This window comes from Streptococcus sp. 29896 (genome assembly GCF_032594915.1).
Taxonomy (GTDB): domain Bacteria; phylum Bacillota; class Bacilli; order Lactobacillales; family Streptococcaceae; genus Streptococcus; species Streptococcus suivaginalis.
On the sequence record NZ_CP118733.1, the window covers coordinates 1657118 to 1673738 of the forward strand.

At 44.9% G+C, this 16621-nt stretch carries 18 protein-coding genes; 2 read left to right on the forward strand and 16 right to left on the reverse strand.

Annotated elements, in window-relative coordinates; genetic code table 11:
• Positions 1-5: 5 nt before the first annotated feature.
• The 8 genes from yhbY to PXH68_RS07650 form a co-directional block, all read right to left on the reverse strand.
• The gene (gene yhbY, locus PXH68_RS07615; RefSeq protein WP_004195298.1) at positions 6-317 is read right to left on the reverse strand and encodes a ribosome assembly RNA-binding protein YhbY; all 312 of its coding nucleotides are present in this window, start codon (positions 315-317) and stop codon (positions 6-8) included.
• 57 nt (positions 318-374) lie between these two features.
• The gene (gene yqeH, locus PXH68_RS07620; protein WP_203178529.1) at positions 375-1481 is read right to left on the reverse strand and encodes a ribosome biogenesis GTPase YqeH; all 1107 of its coding nucleotides are present in this window, start codon (positions 1479-1481) and stop codon (positions 375-377) included.
• On the reverse strand, positions 1482-2009 hold the full coding sequence (locus PXH68_RS07625) for a YqeG family HAD IIIA-type phosphatase (protein ID WP_316715594.1): 528 nt from the start codon (positions 2007-2009) through the stop codon (positions 1482-1484).
• Between the two features lie 115 nt (positions 2010-2124).
• Positions 2125-2829: an SEC10/PgrA surface exclusion domain-containing protein gene (locus PXH68_RS07630; RefSeq protein WP_205031532.1), complete on the reverse strand. Its 705-nt coding sequence runs from the start codon at positions 2827-2829 to the stop codon at positions 2125-2127.
• Positions 2830-2964: 135 nt separating this feature from the next.
• A complete protein-coding gene (locus PXH68_RS07635; protein WP_248027649.1) occupies positions 2965-3594 on the reverse strand; it encodes a copper homeostasis protein CutC in 630 nt (209 codons plus the stop codon).
• A gap of 63 nt (positions 3595-3657) precedes the next feature.
• A complete protein-coding gene (locus PXH68_RS07640) occupies positions 3658-4563 on the reverse strand; it encodes a DMT family transporter (RefSeq protein ID WP_248027651.1) in 906 nt (301 codons plus the stop codon).
• A gap of 74 nt (positions 4564-4637) precedes the next feature.
• Positions 4638-6119: a UDP-glucose--hexose-1-phosphate uridylyltransferase gene (gene galT / locus PXH68_RS07645; RefSeq protein ID WP_248027653.1), complete on the reverse strand. Its 1482-nt coding sequence runs from the start codon at positions 6117-6119 to the stop codon at positions 4638-4640.
• Positions 6120-6240: 121 nt separating this feature from the next.
• Positions 6241-7404, reverse strand: coding sequence for a galactokinase (locus tag PXH68_RS07650; RefSeq protein WP_158456874.1), 1164 nt, complete (start codon positions 7402-7404; stop codon positions 6241-6243).
• Positions 7405-7540: 136 nt separating this feature from the next.
• On the opposite strand from PXH68_RS07650, the gene PXH68_RS07655 reads away from it, so the two are divergent.
• The gene (locus PXH68_RS07655) at positions 7541-8539 is read left to right on the forward strand and encodes a LacI family DNA-binding transcriptional regulator (RefSeq protein WP_248027655.1); all 999 of its coding nucleotides are present in this window, start codon (positions 7541-7543) and stop codon (positions 8537-8539) included.
• A gap of 56 nt (positions 8540-8595) precedes the next feature.
• Here the strand turns inward: PXH68_RS07655 and gatB are convergent, their stop codons facing one another.
• From gatB to PXH68_RS07685, 6 genes are all read right to left on the reverse strand, one after another.
• Positions 8596-10035 carry an Asp-tRNA(Asn)/Glu-tRNA(Gln) amidotransferase subunit GatB gene (gene gatB, locus PXH68_RS07660; RefSeq protein WP_205031536.1) on the reverse strand — a complete coding sequence of 480 codons (1440 nt, stop codon included), beginning with the start codon at positions 10033-10035 and terminating at the stop codon, positions 8596-8598.
• Positions 10035-11501, reverse strand: coding sequence for an Asp-tRNA(Asn)/Glu-tRNA(Gln) amidotransferase subunit GatA (gatA, locus tag PXH68_RS07665; RefSeq protein ID WP_248027656.1), 1467 nt, complete (start codon positions 11499-11501; stop codon positions 10035-10037). Before gatA ends, gatB begins: the two co-directional genes overlap by 1 nt.
• Positions 11501-11803 carry an Asp-tRNA(Asn)/Glu-tRNA(Gln) amidotransferase subunit GatC gene (gene gatC / locus PXH68_RS07670; RefSeq protein ID WP_024380028.1) on the reverse strand — a complete coding sequence of 101 codons (303 nt, stop codon included), beginning with the start codon at positions 11801-11803 and terminating at the stop codon, positions 11501-11503. Before gatC ends, gatA begins: the two co-directional genes overlap by 1 nt.
• A gap of 129 nt (positions 11804-11932) precedes the next feature.
• On the reverse strand, positions 11933-12484 hold the full coding sequence (locus PXH68_RS07675) for a cysteine hydrolase family protein (RefSeq protein WP_248027664.1): 552 nt from the start codon (positions 12482-12484) through the stop codon (positions 11933-11935).
• 1 nt (position 12485) lies between these two features.
• A complete protein-coding gene (gene codY / locus PXH68_RS07680) occupies positions 12486-13274 on the reverse strand; it encodes a GTP-sensing pleiotropic transcriptional regulator CodY (protein WP_248027658.1) in 789 nt (262 codons plus the stop codon).
• 148 nt (positions 13275-13422) lie between these two features.
• On the reverse strand, positions 13423-14637 hold the full coding sequence (locus PXH68_RS07685; protein WP_158456884.1) for a pyridoxal phosphate-dependent aminotransferase: 1215 nt from the start codon (positions 14635-14637) through the stop codon (positions 13423-13425).
• Positions 14638-14777: 140 nt separating this feature from the next.
• On the opposite strand from PXH68_RS07685, the gene PXH68_RS07690 reads away from it, so the two are divergent.
• Positions 14778-15230 (forward strand): universal stress protein, encoded by a 453-nt coding sequence (locus PXH68_RS07690; protein ID WP_205031538.1) that lies wholly within the window; start codon positions 14778-14780, stop codon positions 15228-15230.
• 14 nt (positions 15231-15244) lie between these two features.
• Here the strand turns inward: PXH68_RS07690 and PXH68_RS07695 are convergent, their stop codons facing one another.
• Both PXH68_RS07695 and PXH68_RS07700 read right to left on the reverse strand, forming a co-directional pair.
• Positions 15245-15760 (reverse strand): pyrophosphohydrolase domain-containing protein, encoded by a 516-nt coding sequence (locus PXH68_RS07695; protein ID WP_239513532.1) that lies wholly within the window; start codon positions 15758-15760, stop codon positions 15245-15247.
• A 1-nt stretch (position 15761) separates the two neighbouring features.
• Complete coding sequence (locus tag PXH68_RS07700; protein ID WP_248027661.1) at positions 15762-16613, reverse strand: HAD family hydrolase; 852 nt, start codon at positions 16611-16613, stop codon at positions 15762-15764.
• Positions 16614-16621: the final 8 nt, after the last annotated feature.

Consider the following 16621-nt stretch of genomic DNA (forward strand, 5'->3'; position numbering starts at 1 on the left):
CCTTCTTAGATTTCTTTGACCTGTTTGGAAATTTTACGGTTCTCTTTCTTGCTAGATTGTTTGAATAAAATCAGGATGCGACCGATTTTTTGGACCGTATCCACACCGATTTCTTCTTCCAAGATTTCAGCTACTTCGTGGATGTTTTCATCCGTATTTTGTAGCAAGGTCACCTTGATCAATTCACGCGCATCCAAGGCCTGACGAACACTGGTTTTAATCTGGTCATTGAGACCATTTTTCCCAATCTGAATGATGGGTTTGAGACTATGTGCCTGACTGTTCAAAAAGGCACGTTGTTTTGAAGTTAATGACATCTATTTTTCCTATGTTTCTATAATTTATTGGCTAACAAATGTAACCAGGACTCACATCTAAATAATCGCCTTGCGGATCACCACATCCACACCCTTAGGCGCCCAGGCAGCAATCTTGGCCTTTTCATTGACACGAATCCAACCAAGACCTGAGAAGACCACATCCGTCTTTTCGTTGATGGTAAATTCATGACGGACCAGTTCTGGAAATTCTTTCAATTCCTTGCTGGTTGGCGGCACTAAAAGTGAGCCCGCATGTTTCTGGTAAAATTCACTAGCCCCCTGCAGTTTGGTGCGGTGGAGCTGCAATTCATTGTCAAAGAAGGCCGTAAAACCTTGGCGTTCACCAGCCACAAAGTCAAATCGTCCCAGACCAGCCAAGAACAAGGTTTGTTCTGGATTGAGCTGGTAGGTCTTTGGCTTGATTTCTTTCCGAGGGCTGATGTACTTGAGGTTTTTAGCTGTCAAATAATGGGCCATCTGGTGACGATGGATAATTCCTGGCGTGTCATAGATGTATGAACCATCATCCAAAGGAATTTCAATCTTATCCAGCGTCGTTCCAGGGAAACGTGAAGTCGTAATGACATCCTTGTCCCCTGTGATTTCTTGGATAATAGCATTGATCAAGGTTGATTTGCCGACGTTGGTCACACCGACCACATAGACATCCCGCCCCTTGCGGTGTTGTTCAATCTTTTCAATCAAGTCCTTGATAGCCTGCTTATTTTGAGCAGAAGTCAAGGCCACATCAACTGGTCGCATGCCGATTTCATGCGCCCGCTCGGTCAACCACTGGGTGACCTTGCCTGTCTTGACAGACTTGGGTAAAATGTCCTGCTTGTTGCCGACCAAAAGCACGTCATTTCCAGAAATAAAGCGAGGCAAACCCGGAATGACTGAACCATTGAAATCAAAAATATCAATGACATTGACCACCAAGGCATCGCTTTCTCCCACGCTATGGAGAAGTTTCAAGAAATCGTCATCCGAGATATTGACATCTGAAATCTCATTGTAATGGCGCAAACGGAAACAACGTTGGCAGTAGAGTTGCCCTGTTTCCAAGCCTTTTTCTAGGGCTGATTGAGGTGTAAAACCAGCGACAGCCTTGTCTAGCGTCTGAATCTGGGCACCACAGCCGATACAAAATAATTCTTCCACTTACATCTCCCTCTTGTAGTCTATCGCTCCATATTTGGCGATGATTTTCTTCATGGTCCGTCGCTCACGCCAACGGTTAATCTGCGTATTAATAGAGTCCGTCTTTATCAAGGGTTTGACCAAGACAGACTTGAGACCTGCTCGCTTAGCAGCCCGAATGTCCGTCATCAACTGATCGCCAATCATGACCACTTCATGTCGCTGGACATCATAGCGTTTCAAAGCACGGTTAATCCCAAAGGTGAAAGGCTTGAGAGCGAAGGCTTCAAATTCAATCCCAAATTTTTCAACCGCACGTTTGACACGTTCGTATTTATTGTTGGAAACCACCACAACGGGAATGCCTGCGTCTCGCAAATCATGTAACCACTGGCGCATCTCTGGCGTACCGTCTGGATTATTCCAAGCAATCAGGGTATTGTCCAAATCGACAAAGACCACCTTGATTCCATGTTTTTTTAAACTATCAACTGTTACATCATAAGCCTTTTCCAAAGCAAAATCTGGCATGTAATTTTCTAAAGTCACTTGATTCTCCACTTCGCGTTATCAGATAATTATATCATTTATTTAGTAAAAATGCGACCACTAGACCGATAGCCACTGTAAGAAAAAAATCGCCCCAAAGGGACGATTGTGATTCTTAGTCAGCCTGGGCAAGTACCCAATCTTTCGGAATGAAAATCATATGTGTCAGCAGCCATTCCACATGGAGACTGAGTCTTGAGAATGCAAAACCAATCGCTTCAACACCCGAATCGTCCTGGCCGATTCCAAGCAAGATAGCAGCATGTCCATAGTCTGCATGGCTATCATCAAAAAGACGCCATACCAATCCTTGGTAAATCAGCTCCTTGGCATCATAGAGACTGTAACCATCTTCCTTGTATTCCGAGAAGGCGATACAATCCTTGCCCTGTGGCTCTACTCCTTTTTGCTTGGCAATCTCAATCAGACTATCGTAGTCATGCTTGTAAAGCCCCGCCTCAATCGATGTAGCCAAACTCTTGGCATAATCCAAAGCTAGGCTGCTCACTTCCACCGCTACACTTCCGAGCGCCTTACGAAGTGGATTGAGCAAGTCTGTAGCATACAAGGCCAACTCTTCCAAAATCTCCTGATCCACAGCTTCAATATCTGCAATCAAGCGCGATTTGTCTGCCTCATTTCCTTGAAAACGATTGGCTTCCAAGCCAAGTTCCCCCAGCTTTTCTAAAGTTGAATCCAGACCAGATTTTCCGTTTTTCAAATACTCAACCAAACCTGCTGCAAATCCTTCTGGCAACTGGATTCCAGTCGATACCACCTCATCTGCTTCGCGGTGATTCAAAACTGTCTGTTTTGTCATATAATCCTCCCCGATAATTACTGACTTTATTGTAACAATTTTCTATCTTTTTGTAAACCCTTTCATATTTTGTCAGAAAATTAAAACAGTTTGACAATCTTATCTAGCCATCAATGGAGAGAATAGAAACAAACATTACCAGAACAAGCGAGTCCCATGGACTTGATCTGGCTCTAGCAAGTCCATTAATTGAGGGAGATTTTCTTTGGTCAAGCCTCCCCCTATTAGGATTTCAATCTTACCACGCGCATAGTCCATGATTTCCTTTAACCATTGCCAGTGCTCCAAGGCAGAGCCACTGATATGGCCTCTGGTCAGGATTCGCTGAAAACCATGGTCAGCTAGCCAATCAATGGCCTCCTTCTGGCGACTTCTAGGAATCAGGTCAAAAGCCATGTGAAAGACCAGTTCACCCCCATCCGATGCCTCGACCAATTGTTTTAGGACTGGCTCGTCCAGCCAGTTTTCCTCTGTCAGCGCACCGAAAACCAAGCCATCTGAGCCTACTTGTCTGGCTATGCGGCAATCCACCAGCATCATGGCCACCTCCTCAGGGCTGTAATGAAAATTTCCTCCCCTCGGACGAATCATGGTCATGACCGTCGCCTCTTGTTGGTGAGCCAATTGGCAGACATACTCCATCACACCATAACTCGGTGTGGTTCCTCCGACTGCCAGGTTATCACAGAGTTCGATCCGTTGACTCCCTAAAGCTAGGGCACATGCAACTTGTTCATGATTCTCAGCACAAAATTCTTTAATCATAAACCCTCCTTTTATTGAAAGCCTTTTCTTTCTATTATATCATGGCACACAAAAAAGAGCAGCCTATTTACTGCCCCTTGTAAAAAGAATATCTTTGATTGAAATCAATAGTACTGCGAAGAGAATTAAGACCATCCCAAGGAAATCAATTGGATAGAAGACCTCATTCACCAACCAAACAGCAAAAAAGACTGAAGCAATGGGCTCAATGGAAGCTAACAAGCTACCATTGACCGGTCCAACCATGCTGACACCCTTGAGAAAGGCGGTATAGGCAAAAATGGTCCCAACACCAACAATTCCCAGTAAGCCCAATAGAATGCCGCCATCCATTACTAGCGGGTACTGCCAGGTTTGGAACCCAATACTTTCAATGATTCCCCCCATCAACATCCCCAGACCAATCACCACTAAACTCCCGTATTGACGAATCAGTCGGGCTGGAAGGATAATGTAGAGCGAATAGGTAAAGGCTGAAAAAATTCCCCAGAACAAGCTAAGCGGTGTAACTGCCAGCTGATCCAGGTGACCATGTGTAGCAATCAGAAAGGTTCCTGACACAGCTAGGACAATCGATAAAACCTCCACCCAGCTTGGCAGTTGCTTCAATCGAATACAGGAATAGCCCAAAACCAAAATCGGGCAAAGATATTGTAAGACTGTTGCAGTCCCTGCATTTGTATGGGAGATGGCTTGCAGATAGGCCATCTGATTGAGCACCAAGCCTAGTAAGGCAAAGACCAAGGTCATAAGTAAATCCTTTTTGTGACGGAGCAAGCGAACAAGATCATTTCGTGCCGTCCACCAGGCTATTGTCAGTAAACAAACTCCAGCTATCAGAAGTCGTAGGGAAGTCAGCAACTCAACTGCCAGCCCCCTTGTCATCAAATACTGGCCACTCACCCCCGAAAGCCCCCAAGCAATACCTGCTATAAGGGTAATCAAGGTCCCTTTTTGTTTTTCTGTCATCCTATCTCCTTTTCACAATGCGAATACTCCCATTATACCAAAAGAGTAGGACTGGGTCCCACTCTTTCTTGCAATTATGTTGCTAAACCTACAAATTCTACGAATCGCATAAAGGCTGCCCGACCTTCCGGTGTTCGTTTGTAGACACCTGCATCTTCCAAGACGCGGGCAAAAATGTGGCCAACAGAATCTCGAATGACCTCTTCCGCTGTCTCTTCTGTCACAACTGGATATTCTGCTTTTAACCTGTCCGCCCAAGGCTGATGATAAGCTGCCACCTGATTAGCTTGACCGAGTAAGTATTTCTTGACTTCAGCCAATTCTGCTTTCAAGCGTGGAGGCAGAATCGCCAAGCCCATGACCTCAATCAAGCCGATATTTTCTTTCTTGATATGTTGCACATCTGGATGTGGATGATAGATGCCATCTGGAAATTCTTCCGAGGTCTGATTGTCGCGGAGAACCAAATCCAGCTCGTACAAGTCCCCTCGTTTCCGGGCAATCGGGGTGATGGTATGATGGGGAGTTCCATCCGTCTCAGCCTTGATCTGAACGCTAGCATCTGAGTAGCTCCGCCATTTTTCCAAGATCTTAGTCGCTAAACCAAGAAGCGATGGCTTATCTGCTGAACTCAAGCGAATGACCGACATGGGCCACTTGACAATCCCTGCCGAAACGGACTCAAAGCCGTCGAAGACCAGCTGGTGCTCAATCGGTGCCTTTTCCATGGCAAAACTGTGCCGCCCACCCTGATAGTGATTGTGGGTCAAGATGGAGCCACCCGAGATTGGTAGGTCTGAGTTGGAACCGACAAAATAATTTGGAAAGATGTCTAGCAAGTTTAAGAGCTGCTCAAATGTTCGCGAACTAATAACCATCGGCACATGTTCCTGATTTAGGAAAATAGCATGTTCATTGTAGTAAGCATAAGGCGAATACTGGAAGCCCCACTGTTCCTGACCAAGATCCAAGCGGATAATGCGGTGATTGGCGCGTGCAGGGTGATTGATGCGGCCCTGGTAGCCCTCATTTTCCATACAGAGTAGGCACTGAGGGTAATTAGAAGCCTCTGCTAAGCGAGCTGCCGCAATAGCTTTGGGATCCTTCTCAGGTTTAGACAGATTGATGGTAATCTCTAGGTTGCCATAGTCTGTCGGTGTTTGATAATAGATATTTTTGGCAACAGCAGCCACCTTGATGTAGTCATTGCGCTTACTCAAGGCATAAAACTCTGCCACAGCTTGTTCAGGATTTTCCTGATAGGTCTGCCAAAAATCACGATTGACCTGACTCGGACTTGGAGTAATCAAGTCCATCAAACAAGCCCCAACCATGTCTTGCTCTTCCAGCAATTCTCCCACAAAACCAGTTCGAACTCCATGAGCCAATAGCTCATCTTTTAATTCAATCAAGTCCTCTAAATCTGTTTGAACAGTCAGAACCTGTTCTCCCACCAAAGCCAAGACCCTATTGCGCAGGTAAAGGGCATCCATTTCCTCAAAACTACTGTTGGCAATGATCTGCTCAACAAAACGATCCACCAATCCTGTCATCATTTCTCCAATCTATTATTAATAATAGTCTTTCAGTTTACTTTTAGTATAAGGCAACGAACTGCAGGCAGTACTGAAGTACGGCAAAGTGAGTTAACGCAGTAATAAAAGATAAAATGAAAGACTATAATACGCGAGAGCCTCCAGCAATCTCAGCTACATAAAAGCTTGGTTCATAGCCGACCACCTCAGTATAGGTCTTACCAACATTTTCAGTAAAGGCATCAACCTTATCCTTATGGACAATGGCAATACCACAGCCACCAAAACCAGCTCCTGTCATCCGAGCACCAAGAACGCCTTCTTGCTCCCAAGCTGTGTGCGCCAAAGTATCCAATTCCAAACCTGTCACTTCATAATCATGTTCCAAGGAAACATGAGAAGCATTGACCAAACGACCAAAGGTTGCCAAATCTCCTTCTTCCAAGGCCTTACGAGCCTGCAAGGTCCGTTGGTTTTCAAGAACAGCATGGCGGGCACGCTTGATACGGTTTTCATCCTTAATCAAATAGCTATATTGATCAAAGGTCCATTCATCCAATTCTCCCAGAGTTTGAATATTCAAGACTGTATTCAATTCTTCCACCGCTTTTTCACATTCCGCACGGCGCTCATTGTACTTAGAATCTGCCAATTCACGGCGTTTGTTGGTGTTCATGATGACAATCACATGGTCACCCAAATCCAATGGCACTAATTCATATTCTAAGGTATTGGTATCCAGATAAATGGCACGCTGGTCTGCTCCCATACCGATAGCAAACTGGTCCATGATACCAGAATTGACACCGATAAAGTGATTTTCCGTTTGTTTCCCAATTTTCACCAAATCAAGACGCGTCAATTCAAGACCATACAACTCTTCTGCGATGATGCCAATCAAGAGTTCCAAGGAAGCTGATGAAGACAAACCAGAACCATTTGGAATGTTACCATAAACAAAGACTTCCATACCTGTATCGATAGTGTGACCTGCTTCTTGCAAGAACTTAAGAACACCTTTGGCATAGTTGGTCCAGTTGTCCGCCTTATCAAAGACCAGATTGTTCAAATCCACTTCGATAATTCCAAGTTCTTCAAAGTTTGCGGAATAAAAACGTAGAAGCTGGTCGTCACGTTTGCGAGCAGCACCGTAGGTCCCCAAGGTAATGGCCGCAGGGAAAACATGTCCACCATTGTAGTCCGTATGCTCACCAATCAAATTAATCCGACCTGGTGAGAAGAAAGTCGCATCTGCCTCTTGACCAAACACATCGAGAAAGGCTTGTTTGAGTTGTTCTTTGTTCATAAGAACCTCCTTGATTTTGTAATCGTTTTCTTTTATTGTACAACTCCAATTTTAAAAAGTCAATAGTTTTACTAAATATTTACTAATCAAGCCATTTATGCTATACTAAGACTAGATTCATACGGAGGAAAAACTGATGGTTACCATTAAGGATATCGCAAACAAGGTCCAGCTTTCTGCAGCAGCCGTATCACGCGTTCTAAACGGAGACCTGACTCTCTCGGTCAGCCAAGAAACCCGCGACCGCATTTTGGCTGCTGCAAAAGAACTAGGATACACCAAGCATTTGAAAAAGCAAGCCCCCCAACCCAAGGGTACCATCGGTATTGTTCAGTGGTACACCGAGAGCGAAGAGCTAGCCGACCTCTACTACTACTCTATCCGAGCTAGCATCGAGCAAGCCGCTAGCCTCTTGGGCTACCAAATCGTCCGCTCCTTCAACGACCTGGCCAATCCCCTCCTTCAAGGATTGGACGGCATCATCGCGGTTGGTAAGTTTTCTTCTGGACAAATAGCAGAGCTGGCTAGCCTGTCTGCTAAGCTGATCTTTGTAGATTCTGATACACTGACCGAAGGATTCTCCTGCGTCACAACTGACTTTGAACACTCTGTTCAGACAGTTATCGACCACTTCCGTTCACAAGGTCTGACAGATATTGGACTCCTAGTCGGACAGGAAGAAACCACAGACGGACACCAACTGCCAACAGACCCCCGCCTAACTGCCTTTCGGACCTATCTAGACTTCTTGGGCATCCTCCAAGAAGACTACATCTACCAAGGAAAGTTCTCCACCCAGTCGGGCTATGAGCTGATGAGCCAGGCTATTACCAACCTGGGTGACCAGCTGCCCCCAGCCTTCTTCATGGCAAACGACACTCTAGCTGTCGGTGCCCTTAGAGCCCTTCAAGAGCACCAAATCGCCGTTCCCGAACGTGTCCAACTCATCACCTTTAACGATACAGCCATCACGCGCCAAGTCTACCCAGCCCTGTCTTCAATCAGTGTCTTCACCGAAGAAATGGGACAGGAAGCCATGCAACTGCTGGACCGTGTGATTGCGAGTCCGCAGCCCCACCACCCCCGCAAAATCAAGCTGGGTACCCAACTGGTCATTCGGGAGAGTTCTTATTAAAAGTGCAAAAGAAAAACCGAGAGTTCACAATGAATTCTCGGTTTCTTCTATTCAATTTAATCCAACAACTTAGCTAATTCTTGCGCCAAGAGTTGCTGTGCAACTTGTGGGTTGGCTTGTCCTTTTGTTGCTTTCATCAGGTAACCTGTGAAGGCCTTGTCCGCATTGCGTTTGCCAGACTTGAAGTCAGCCACTGCCGCTTCATTATCTTCAAAGACTTGATGGATAATCGGAATCAAGACCGCAGGATCTGAAATCTGTACCAAACCAGCTTTCTCAACATAAGCCTTAGCAGAGCCACCGTTTTTAGCCAAGTGGACAACGACTTGCTTGGCAATCTTAGACGAGATGGTTCCGTCCGCAATCAAGCCAATCATTTCCACCAGACTTTCAGGTGTCAATAAGATTTGTTCAATCGTCTTCTGATCAGTATTAAGGAATTGGGCAACATCTCCTTGCAACCAGTTAGACACCTGCTTAGCATCACCACCTGCTGCTACTGCTGCTTCAAAGAAGTCAGACAGAGCCTTGGTGGACGTCAATTGACCAGCATCGTAGGCGGTCAAGCCCAAGTTTTCCACATAGTGAGCACGGCGAGCCTTTGGAAAGACTGGCAATTCTGCACGCACTTCCTCAATCCAACTATCATCAATCTCATAGAGAGGTAGGTCTGGCTCTGGGAAGTAACGGTAGTCAGCTGACCCTTCTTTGACACGCATGAGAATGGTTTCACCAGTAGACTCATCGTAACGACGTGTTTCCTGCTGGATTTGACCACCTGAACGCAAGATTTTTGCCTGACGTTCTACCTCGTGCTGCAAGCCCTTGCGAACATAGTTGAAGGAGTTGAGGTTTTTCAACTCAGTCTTAGTACCAAATTTTTCTTGACCATAAGGACGAAGTGAGATGTTGGCATCCACGCGCATAGAACCCTCTTCCATCTTCACATCTGAGATGCCGGTGTATTGGATGATTTCCTTGAGGGCTGTCAAGTAGGCATAAGCCTCTTCAGGCGAACGCATATCCGCTTCTGACACAATCTCAATCAAAGGAACACCCTGACGGTTGAGGTCCACATAAGAATAACCATCTGTCCCGTGGGTATTCTTACCTGCATCCTCTTCCAAATGCGCACGCTCGATACGAATTTTCTTGGTTGAGCCGTCTTCTAGCTCAATCTCAATCCAACCATTGTAGCCAATCGGCTCGTCAAACTGGGAAATCTGATAGGCCTTAGGGTTATCAGGATAGAAATAGTTCTTACGGTCAAAGTGCATGTCCTTGTGAATGTCCATGTTCAAGGCCAAGGCAGCCTTGATACCAGCATCCACAACGCCCTTATTAAGGACAGGAAGGACACCTGGGAAAGACCAATCAATCACGTTGGTATTAGCATTTGGATCCTCACCAAAATGAGCAGATGAAGGTGAGAAAATTTTCGAGTTGGTATTCAACTCCACATGGACTTCTAGACCAATAATCGTTTCAAAGTTCATTAGTTAGCACCTCCAAAAATCACTGGTTGTTGCTTGTGGTAGTCTGTTGTCGCTTCAAAGGCAGCAGCCACTTGGTAAATGGTCTCTTCTGAGTATTTTGGACCAATCAACTGCAAACCGACTGGCAAGCCTTCCACAAAACCAGCAGGAATAGAAAGACCAGGAAGACCAGCCAAGTTTACAGGAATTGTTAACAAGTCCGCCAAGTACATAGCCACAGGGTCATGGTTGAGCGTGTCCAAACCAAAGGCAACTGTCGGAGCTGTCGGACCCAAAATCAAGTCATAGTCCGCAAAGACTTTTTCAAAATCCTGGATAATCAAAGTCCGCACCTGGCCAGCCTTCTTGAAGTAGGCATCGTAGTAACCAGATGACAAGCTAAATGTACCTAACATAATACGACGTTTGACTTCCTCACCAAAACCTTGGCTACGGGTTTTCACGTAAATCTCATCCAAGTTTGTCGCATCTTCTGCACGAAAACCATAACGGATTCCGTCAAAACGTTGTAAGTTAGAAGATGCCTCTGATGATGCGATAATGTAGTAAACAGCAACCCCATACTTAGAATGTGGCAGGCTGACTTCCTCGATAATCGCCCCCAGGCTTTCCAAGTGCTTAGCCGCCTTGAGAATGGTTTCCTTAACCTGCGGATCAATCCCTTCACCCATGTATTCTTTTGGCAGAGCAATCTTCATACCCTTGATGTCCTGACCAATCTTGCTGGTAAAGTCAGCAATTTCATTGATCGTTGATGTCGCATCCTTGGCATCATGACCAGAGATGACATTGAGCAACTGGGCGTTTTCCTTAACTGTCTGTGAAAATGGACCAATCTGGTCAAGAGATGAACCAAAGGCAATCAAACCAAAACGGGACACCGTTCCATAGGTCGGTTTCATACCAACGATACCATTAAAGGCTGCTGGTTGGCGGATGGAACCACCTGTGTCAGAACCGAGTGACAAACGGACCTGACCAGCAGCAACTGCAGCTGCCGAACCACCTGAAGAACCACCAGGAACTTTTGTCTGGTCCCAAGCATTTTTAGTCGGTTTGAAGGCAGAGTTCTCATTAGAACCACCCATTGCAAACTCATCCATGTTGGTCTTACCAACAACAATCATATCCTTTGCATAGGCCTGAGCAACCGATGTCGCATCGAAAATCGGCTCGTAGTTATAGAGCATTTTTGAAGCAGCAGTTGTCAAAATACCTTTGGTTGAGATATTGTCCTTAACCGCCAAAGGAATCCCTGCCATAACATTGTCCGCATCAATCCCTTTTTCATCAAGGGCAGCAGCCTGCGCCAAGGCCGCATCTTCTGTGATAGTCAAGAAAGCATCCACTGCTCCCTCACGGCTCTTAATATCTTCCAAAGTTGCCTTGGTCAACTCAACCGCAGAAATCTCCTTTTTGACAAGGAGGTCATGCAATTCATCAATAGTTTTATTGTTAAACGTCATTAGGCATCTCCTCCCCCGTCTAGAATAGCTGGCACCTTGATAAAGTTATCTTGGGCCTCAGGCACATTTTTAAAGAGTTCCTCACGGCTCTCACCTTTTTGGGCAATATCTGCTCGCAAGACATTCTTACGGTCAGCCATAGTGGTCGTTACCGCAACACCTGTCGTATCTACTTCATTGAGCAATTCAACCATATCGACAATCTTGCTCAAACTTGTCGCAAATTCCGCTGTTTCTTGATCCGAAAATTCCAGCTTAGACAGCTTGGCAACGTGACGGACTTCAGCTTCAGAAATCTTCATTCTTACTTTCCTCCTAATGGAAATCTATCTTCTCATTATACCATATTTCCAGCCCCAGACAAAGGTAGAAATAACCTTAGATGGAAGCTTTTCCAGCAAAAAACCAGTCTAACGACTGGTTCCTAAACCCTAATCTACAATCGTCGCACCTAGCACATGTCGCAGATGGTTGAGAGCAAACTGATGACTCTCCTCCGTCAATGCGGCAATGGCAGAGGCAACAACCTCAATCCGATAACCCTTATTATAGGCATCAATTGCTGTATGCAGGACACAGATATCAGACAGGACACCTGTCAAGACTACAGTATCCACCCGACGTTCTCTCAAACGAACATCCAAGTCCGTCCCAGAAAAGGCCGAATAGTGTCGCTTGTCCATCCAACGCACACGCGCATGGTCCTTGTTTGCTTGATAAAAATCCGCCAACGGACCATACAAATCCCGTCCCTGCGTTCCCATGATATTGTGAGGCGGAAAGAGCTTGCTTTCAGGGTGCAGGTCATCCCCCTCTTCATGGCCATCAATGGCAAAGACGATATAGTCCCCATTTTCAAAGGCTTCTTTGGTCACTTGAGCAATCCGCTCAGCAATAGCCTGAGCAGGTTTTCCAGCGGTTAATCTGCCCTGGTCAGCCACAAAATCCACCGTATAATCAATCGAAATCAGCGCTTTTGTCATCTTAGTAATCGCGTTTCTTAATCTCATCAAAAATAGCTGGAATAAGGACCTTCAAATAAGTTCCTTTCATACCAAGCGAACGACTTTCAATAATCCCCGCACTTTCTAACTTACGGAGAGCATTGACAATGACCGATCGAGTAATACCGATACGGTCTGCAATAACAGAAGCCGTCAATTGCCCTTCATTACCGTTCAACTCGCCCAAGATAGCAGCAACAGCCTTCATTTCAGAATAAGAAAGGGTGTTAACCGCCATATTGACCGCTGCACGGCGACGAATATTTTTCTCATCTTCTTCTCTTTGGAAGTTGAGCAACTGGATGCCTACAACTGTCGAGGCAATTTCAACCAGAATCAAGTCATCTTCGTGGAATTGCTCCTCATTACGCCAGATAATCAAGCTACCAAAACGAATCCCTGTCACATGGATTGGAGCAATAGTCGTCAACCCATTAGGATAAGTGCCACGTGACTCCACCGGAATGGCTGTCAATTCACTCTCCACAGGCAAATTGACTTGAGTGTCATAAACCTGGGCAACAGCCTTCACATATTCTTCTGGATACTGTTTGTTAATATAGAACTCTTCAACCCGATCATTATTGGTCTTGTAGTTCATGTGATAGCCCAAGATCTCTCCCTCACTATTGATAATGCAAGCATTGCAGTCAATAATGTCCGATAAATGCTCAGCAATGGCATTGTAAGGTAGTTCCTCTGCCAATTGCTCCTCCGAACGCTTCAAAATCGAAGTAATGTCGCGCGTTTTTTCTAATAAAGTTGTCATAGTTTCCTCTTCTGTCTGTACTTGTTATCAGTATAACAAATTATAGGATATATTTCAATAATTATCAGAAAATTTGCTATTGTTGGAAAAGTAAGTACAATTTTTTCATATCCTTTTCAAAGTCAGAAAAAAAGGCGTTTTCGCCTTTTTATCGTTTGTATTGTGCTAAAAATCGTGTCATTTTTTCCTGAATTTCTGCTAACTCATCCACACGTGGTAGATAGACAATTCGGAAATGATCCGGATCTTTCCAGTTGAAACCACGACCATGAACCAGCAAGACTTTCTCCTGCTTCAAGAAATCCAAGACAAACTGTTCATCATCATCCACTCGATACATGTCTCGGTCAATCTTTGGAAAGACATAGAGACCTGCCTTGGGTTTGACAGCTGACAAGCCTGGAATTTCATTGATAGCCTTGGTGATAAACTCTCTTTGTTCATAGAGACGACCACCTGGCATGAGTAATTTATCAACCGATTGAACCCCACCCAAAGAGGTCTGGACAACTTGCTGGGCCAAAACGTTTGAACACAGACGCATATTGGACAACATATTAAGTCCCTCAATGTAGCCTTTAACATGCTTTTTAGGACCAGACAGCACCATCCACCCCACACGGAAGCCACAGATTCGGTGGGATTTGGATAAACCATTCATGGTCACGACAAATAAGTCAGGTGCCAGAGTTGCAATCGGAATATGAACTGCACCGTCAAAAACCATACGGTCATAAATTTCATCAGAGAAGATGATTAATTCATGCTGACGTGCCAGTTCAACAATCCCTTCCAAGACTTCTTTTGGATAGAGGGCACCAGTTGGGTTGTTGGGATTGATTAAAACAATAGCCTTGGTACGCGAAGAAATCTTGGACTTCATGTCCTCCAAATCCGGATACCAGTCTGCCTCTTCATCACAAATATAGTGAATCGCATTGCCACCTGCCAAGCTGACAGCAGCTGTCCAAAGCGGATAGTCTGGCATAGGAACCAAGACCTCATCACCATTATCCAACAATCCTTGCATGGACATGGTAATCAATTCACTCACACCATTTCCAATATAGATATCTTCAATATCCACATTTGGGAAATTCTTAACCTGACAGTATTGCATAACAGCCTTACGGGCAGAAAAAATTCCCTTGCTATCGGAGTAGCCTTCTGACTTACGGGCATTGTGGATTAAATCACGAATCACCTCATCCGGAGCTGTAAAGCCAAACTCAGCTGGGTTTCCTGTATTCAAGCGCAGGATTTGCTCACCATTAGCACGCATGCGCATTGCTTCTTCTAGAACTGGGCCACGAATATCATAAGCCACATGCTCTAATTTCATGGACTTTTCAAAATTTCTCATCTGCCACCTCGTCTTTCTATTGATAATATTTTAGCCTAAAACGAAAAAAATCACAAGAAAACTTTACTTTTTCCAAGAAAAGGCTTACAATAAAAGTGTAGCATATACTTCAATTTTTCGGTAGGAAAGGAGTGTTCCCTATGTCACAATCCTATCAAACCATTATGGTTGCTGTTGATGGCTCTACTGGTGCTGAACTAGCTCTACATAAGGCCATCCATGTTGCAAAGCGAAACAAGGCGCGTCTTTACATCGTTCACGTGATTGATACAAGAGCCTTGCACAATGTTGTGGCTTTCGATGCCAGTGTCTATGAATCACTTGAAAGAGAGGCCAAAGAACTACTCATCACTTATAAACGAACGGCTGAAGAACAAGGACTCGAACAAGTGGATATCCTCATCGAGTTTGGAAATCCCAAAACCATGTTAGCAACGGATATTCCGCAGCAAATCGAAGCCGATTTAATCTTACTCGGAGCAACCGGTCTCAACGCCTTTGAAAGACTACTCATCGGTTCTTCCTCTGAGTATATCATGAGGCATGCCTGCGTGGACCTCTTAATCGTTCGGGATAGCACCAAAACATTTTGAAAAGGACTAGCTGACTAGTCCTTTTTACTTGTCTGACGTTGTGCTTCCAAAGCCATTTTTAATCGGCCTTCTGGTGCAAAATCCTTCTCCCAGTTGGCTGGTTTGAGAATTTTATGAGTCTTAGGATCATAGTGAGCCTTACCATCTGGAAAAAATTTACCCATATTGGCTTCGTGGACAATTTGGAAAAAAGGTGCTGGATCTAAGCCCATCAAAGCAAAGGTGCCGTATGTAAAATAGAGCAAATCAACAAGAGCATCAATTTGACCAACCCAGTCTCTTTTGACCGGTCCTTTTTTCATCACTTTTTGCTCTGCAAGATGCAAGCTAGCGCGTAATTCCTCTAGTCCAGCTTGAAAATCCTCTTCCGAGTCAAAACTCGCATGCAGGTACTCCACCATCTCTTCTAACTTGAATATCATACGAAATAGAGACTGGTCTGGACTCAACTCAGTTGGATGACCAGGTAGGGAACCATCCATTTTCAAATGAAAAGCCTGTGCCGATTCAAATGCAGATTGTTCTTTCATCCTAGCCCCTTTCCTTGACCAAGCCAAAACGCTCAAGAGCCTTGAAAATACCATCTTTGTTGTTGGAGTCTGTCACAAAAGATGCAGCTTTTTTAGCCTTCCGTGTCGCATTTTTCATCGCAACAGAATGCTCAACTCCTTCTAACATTTCCAAATCATTATTGGAATCTCCAAATACAATAACCTGGTCCAAACCAAATTGAAATTGATTGGCAAGACGCTGGATTCCTTGCAATTTAGAGCCCCCTTTATTGATAATATCTGCTGCATAGGGACTAGACCGTGTAAATTCTAAACCAGGATACCGACCTTGAAGTTTCGTCGTTTCCTTCTCTGTAGCTAGCAACAAGAGTTGGTAAATGGGCTGCTGTAAAATTTCTTCCACATTTGCCTCCTTCTGAGGACGCAGGCGTCTAATCAGACGATTAAAAATAAAATTCACCAATCCTGCCCACGATTCCGGAATCATACGGGAAATCCGATAAGCAAGGTGACCACCACCAAATGACATGATGCCACTTCCTGCCACCCCAGAAGCTGTTCCAAAGGATAGATCCTTGTTTTCTTGTCTGGCATACTGGATCAAAGAACGGACATCATCAACCTGGAGCGGATCGGCATAGAGGACTTTTTCCCGTGAAAAAATATACTGACCATTATAGGCAATCGCCAAGTCTAAACTAAGGGCAGCCATGTATTGAAGGATAAAACGTGGATCTCGACCAGTGGCAAGACCGACTAAAATGCCAGCTTCCTTTAGCTGATTGATGGCAAAAATGGTGGACGGACTGACCGAACGATTATCCGTCAATAAGGTCCCGTCGATATCAAAAAAAACTGCCCGAATCTCCAAACCATCTC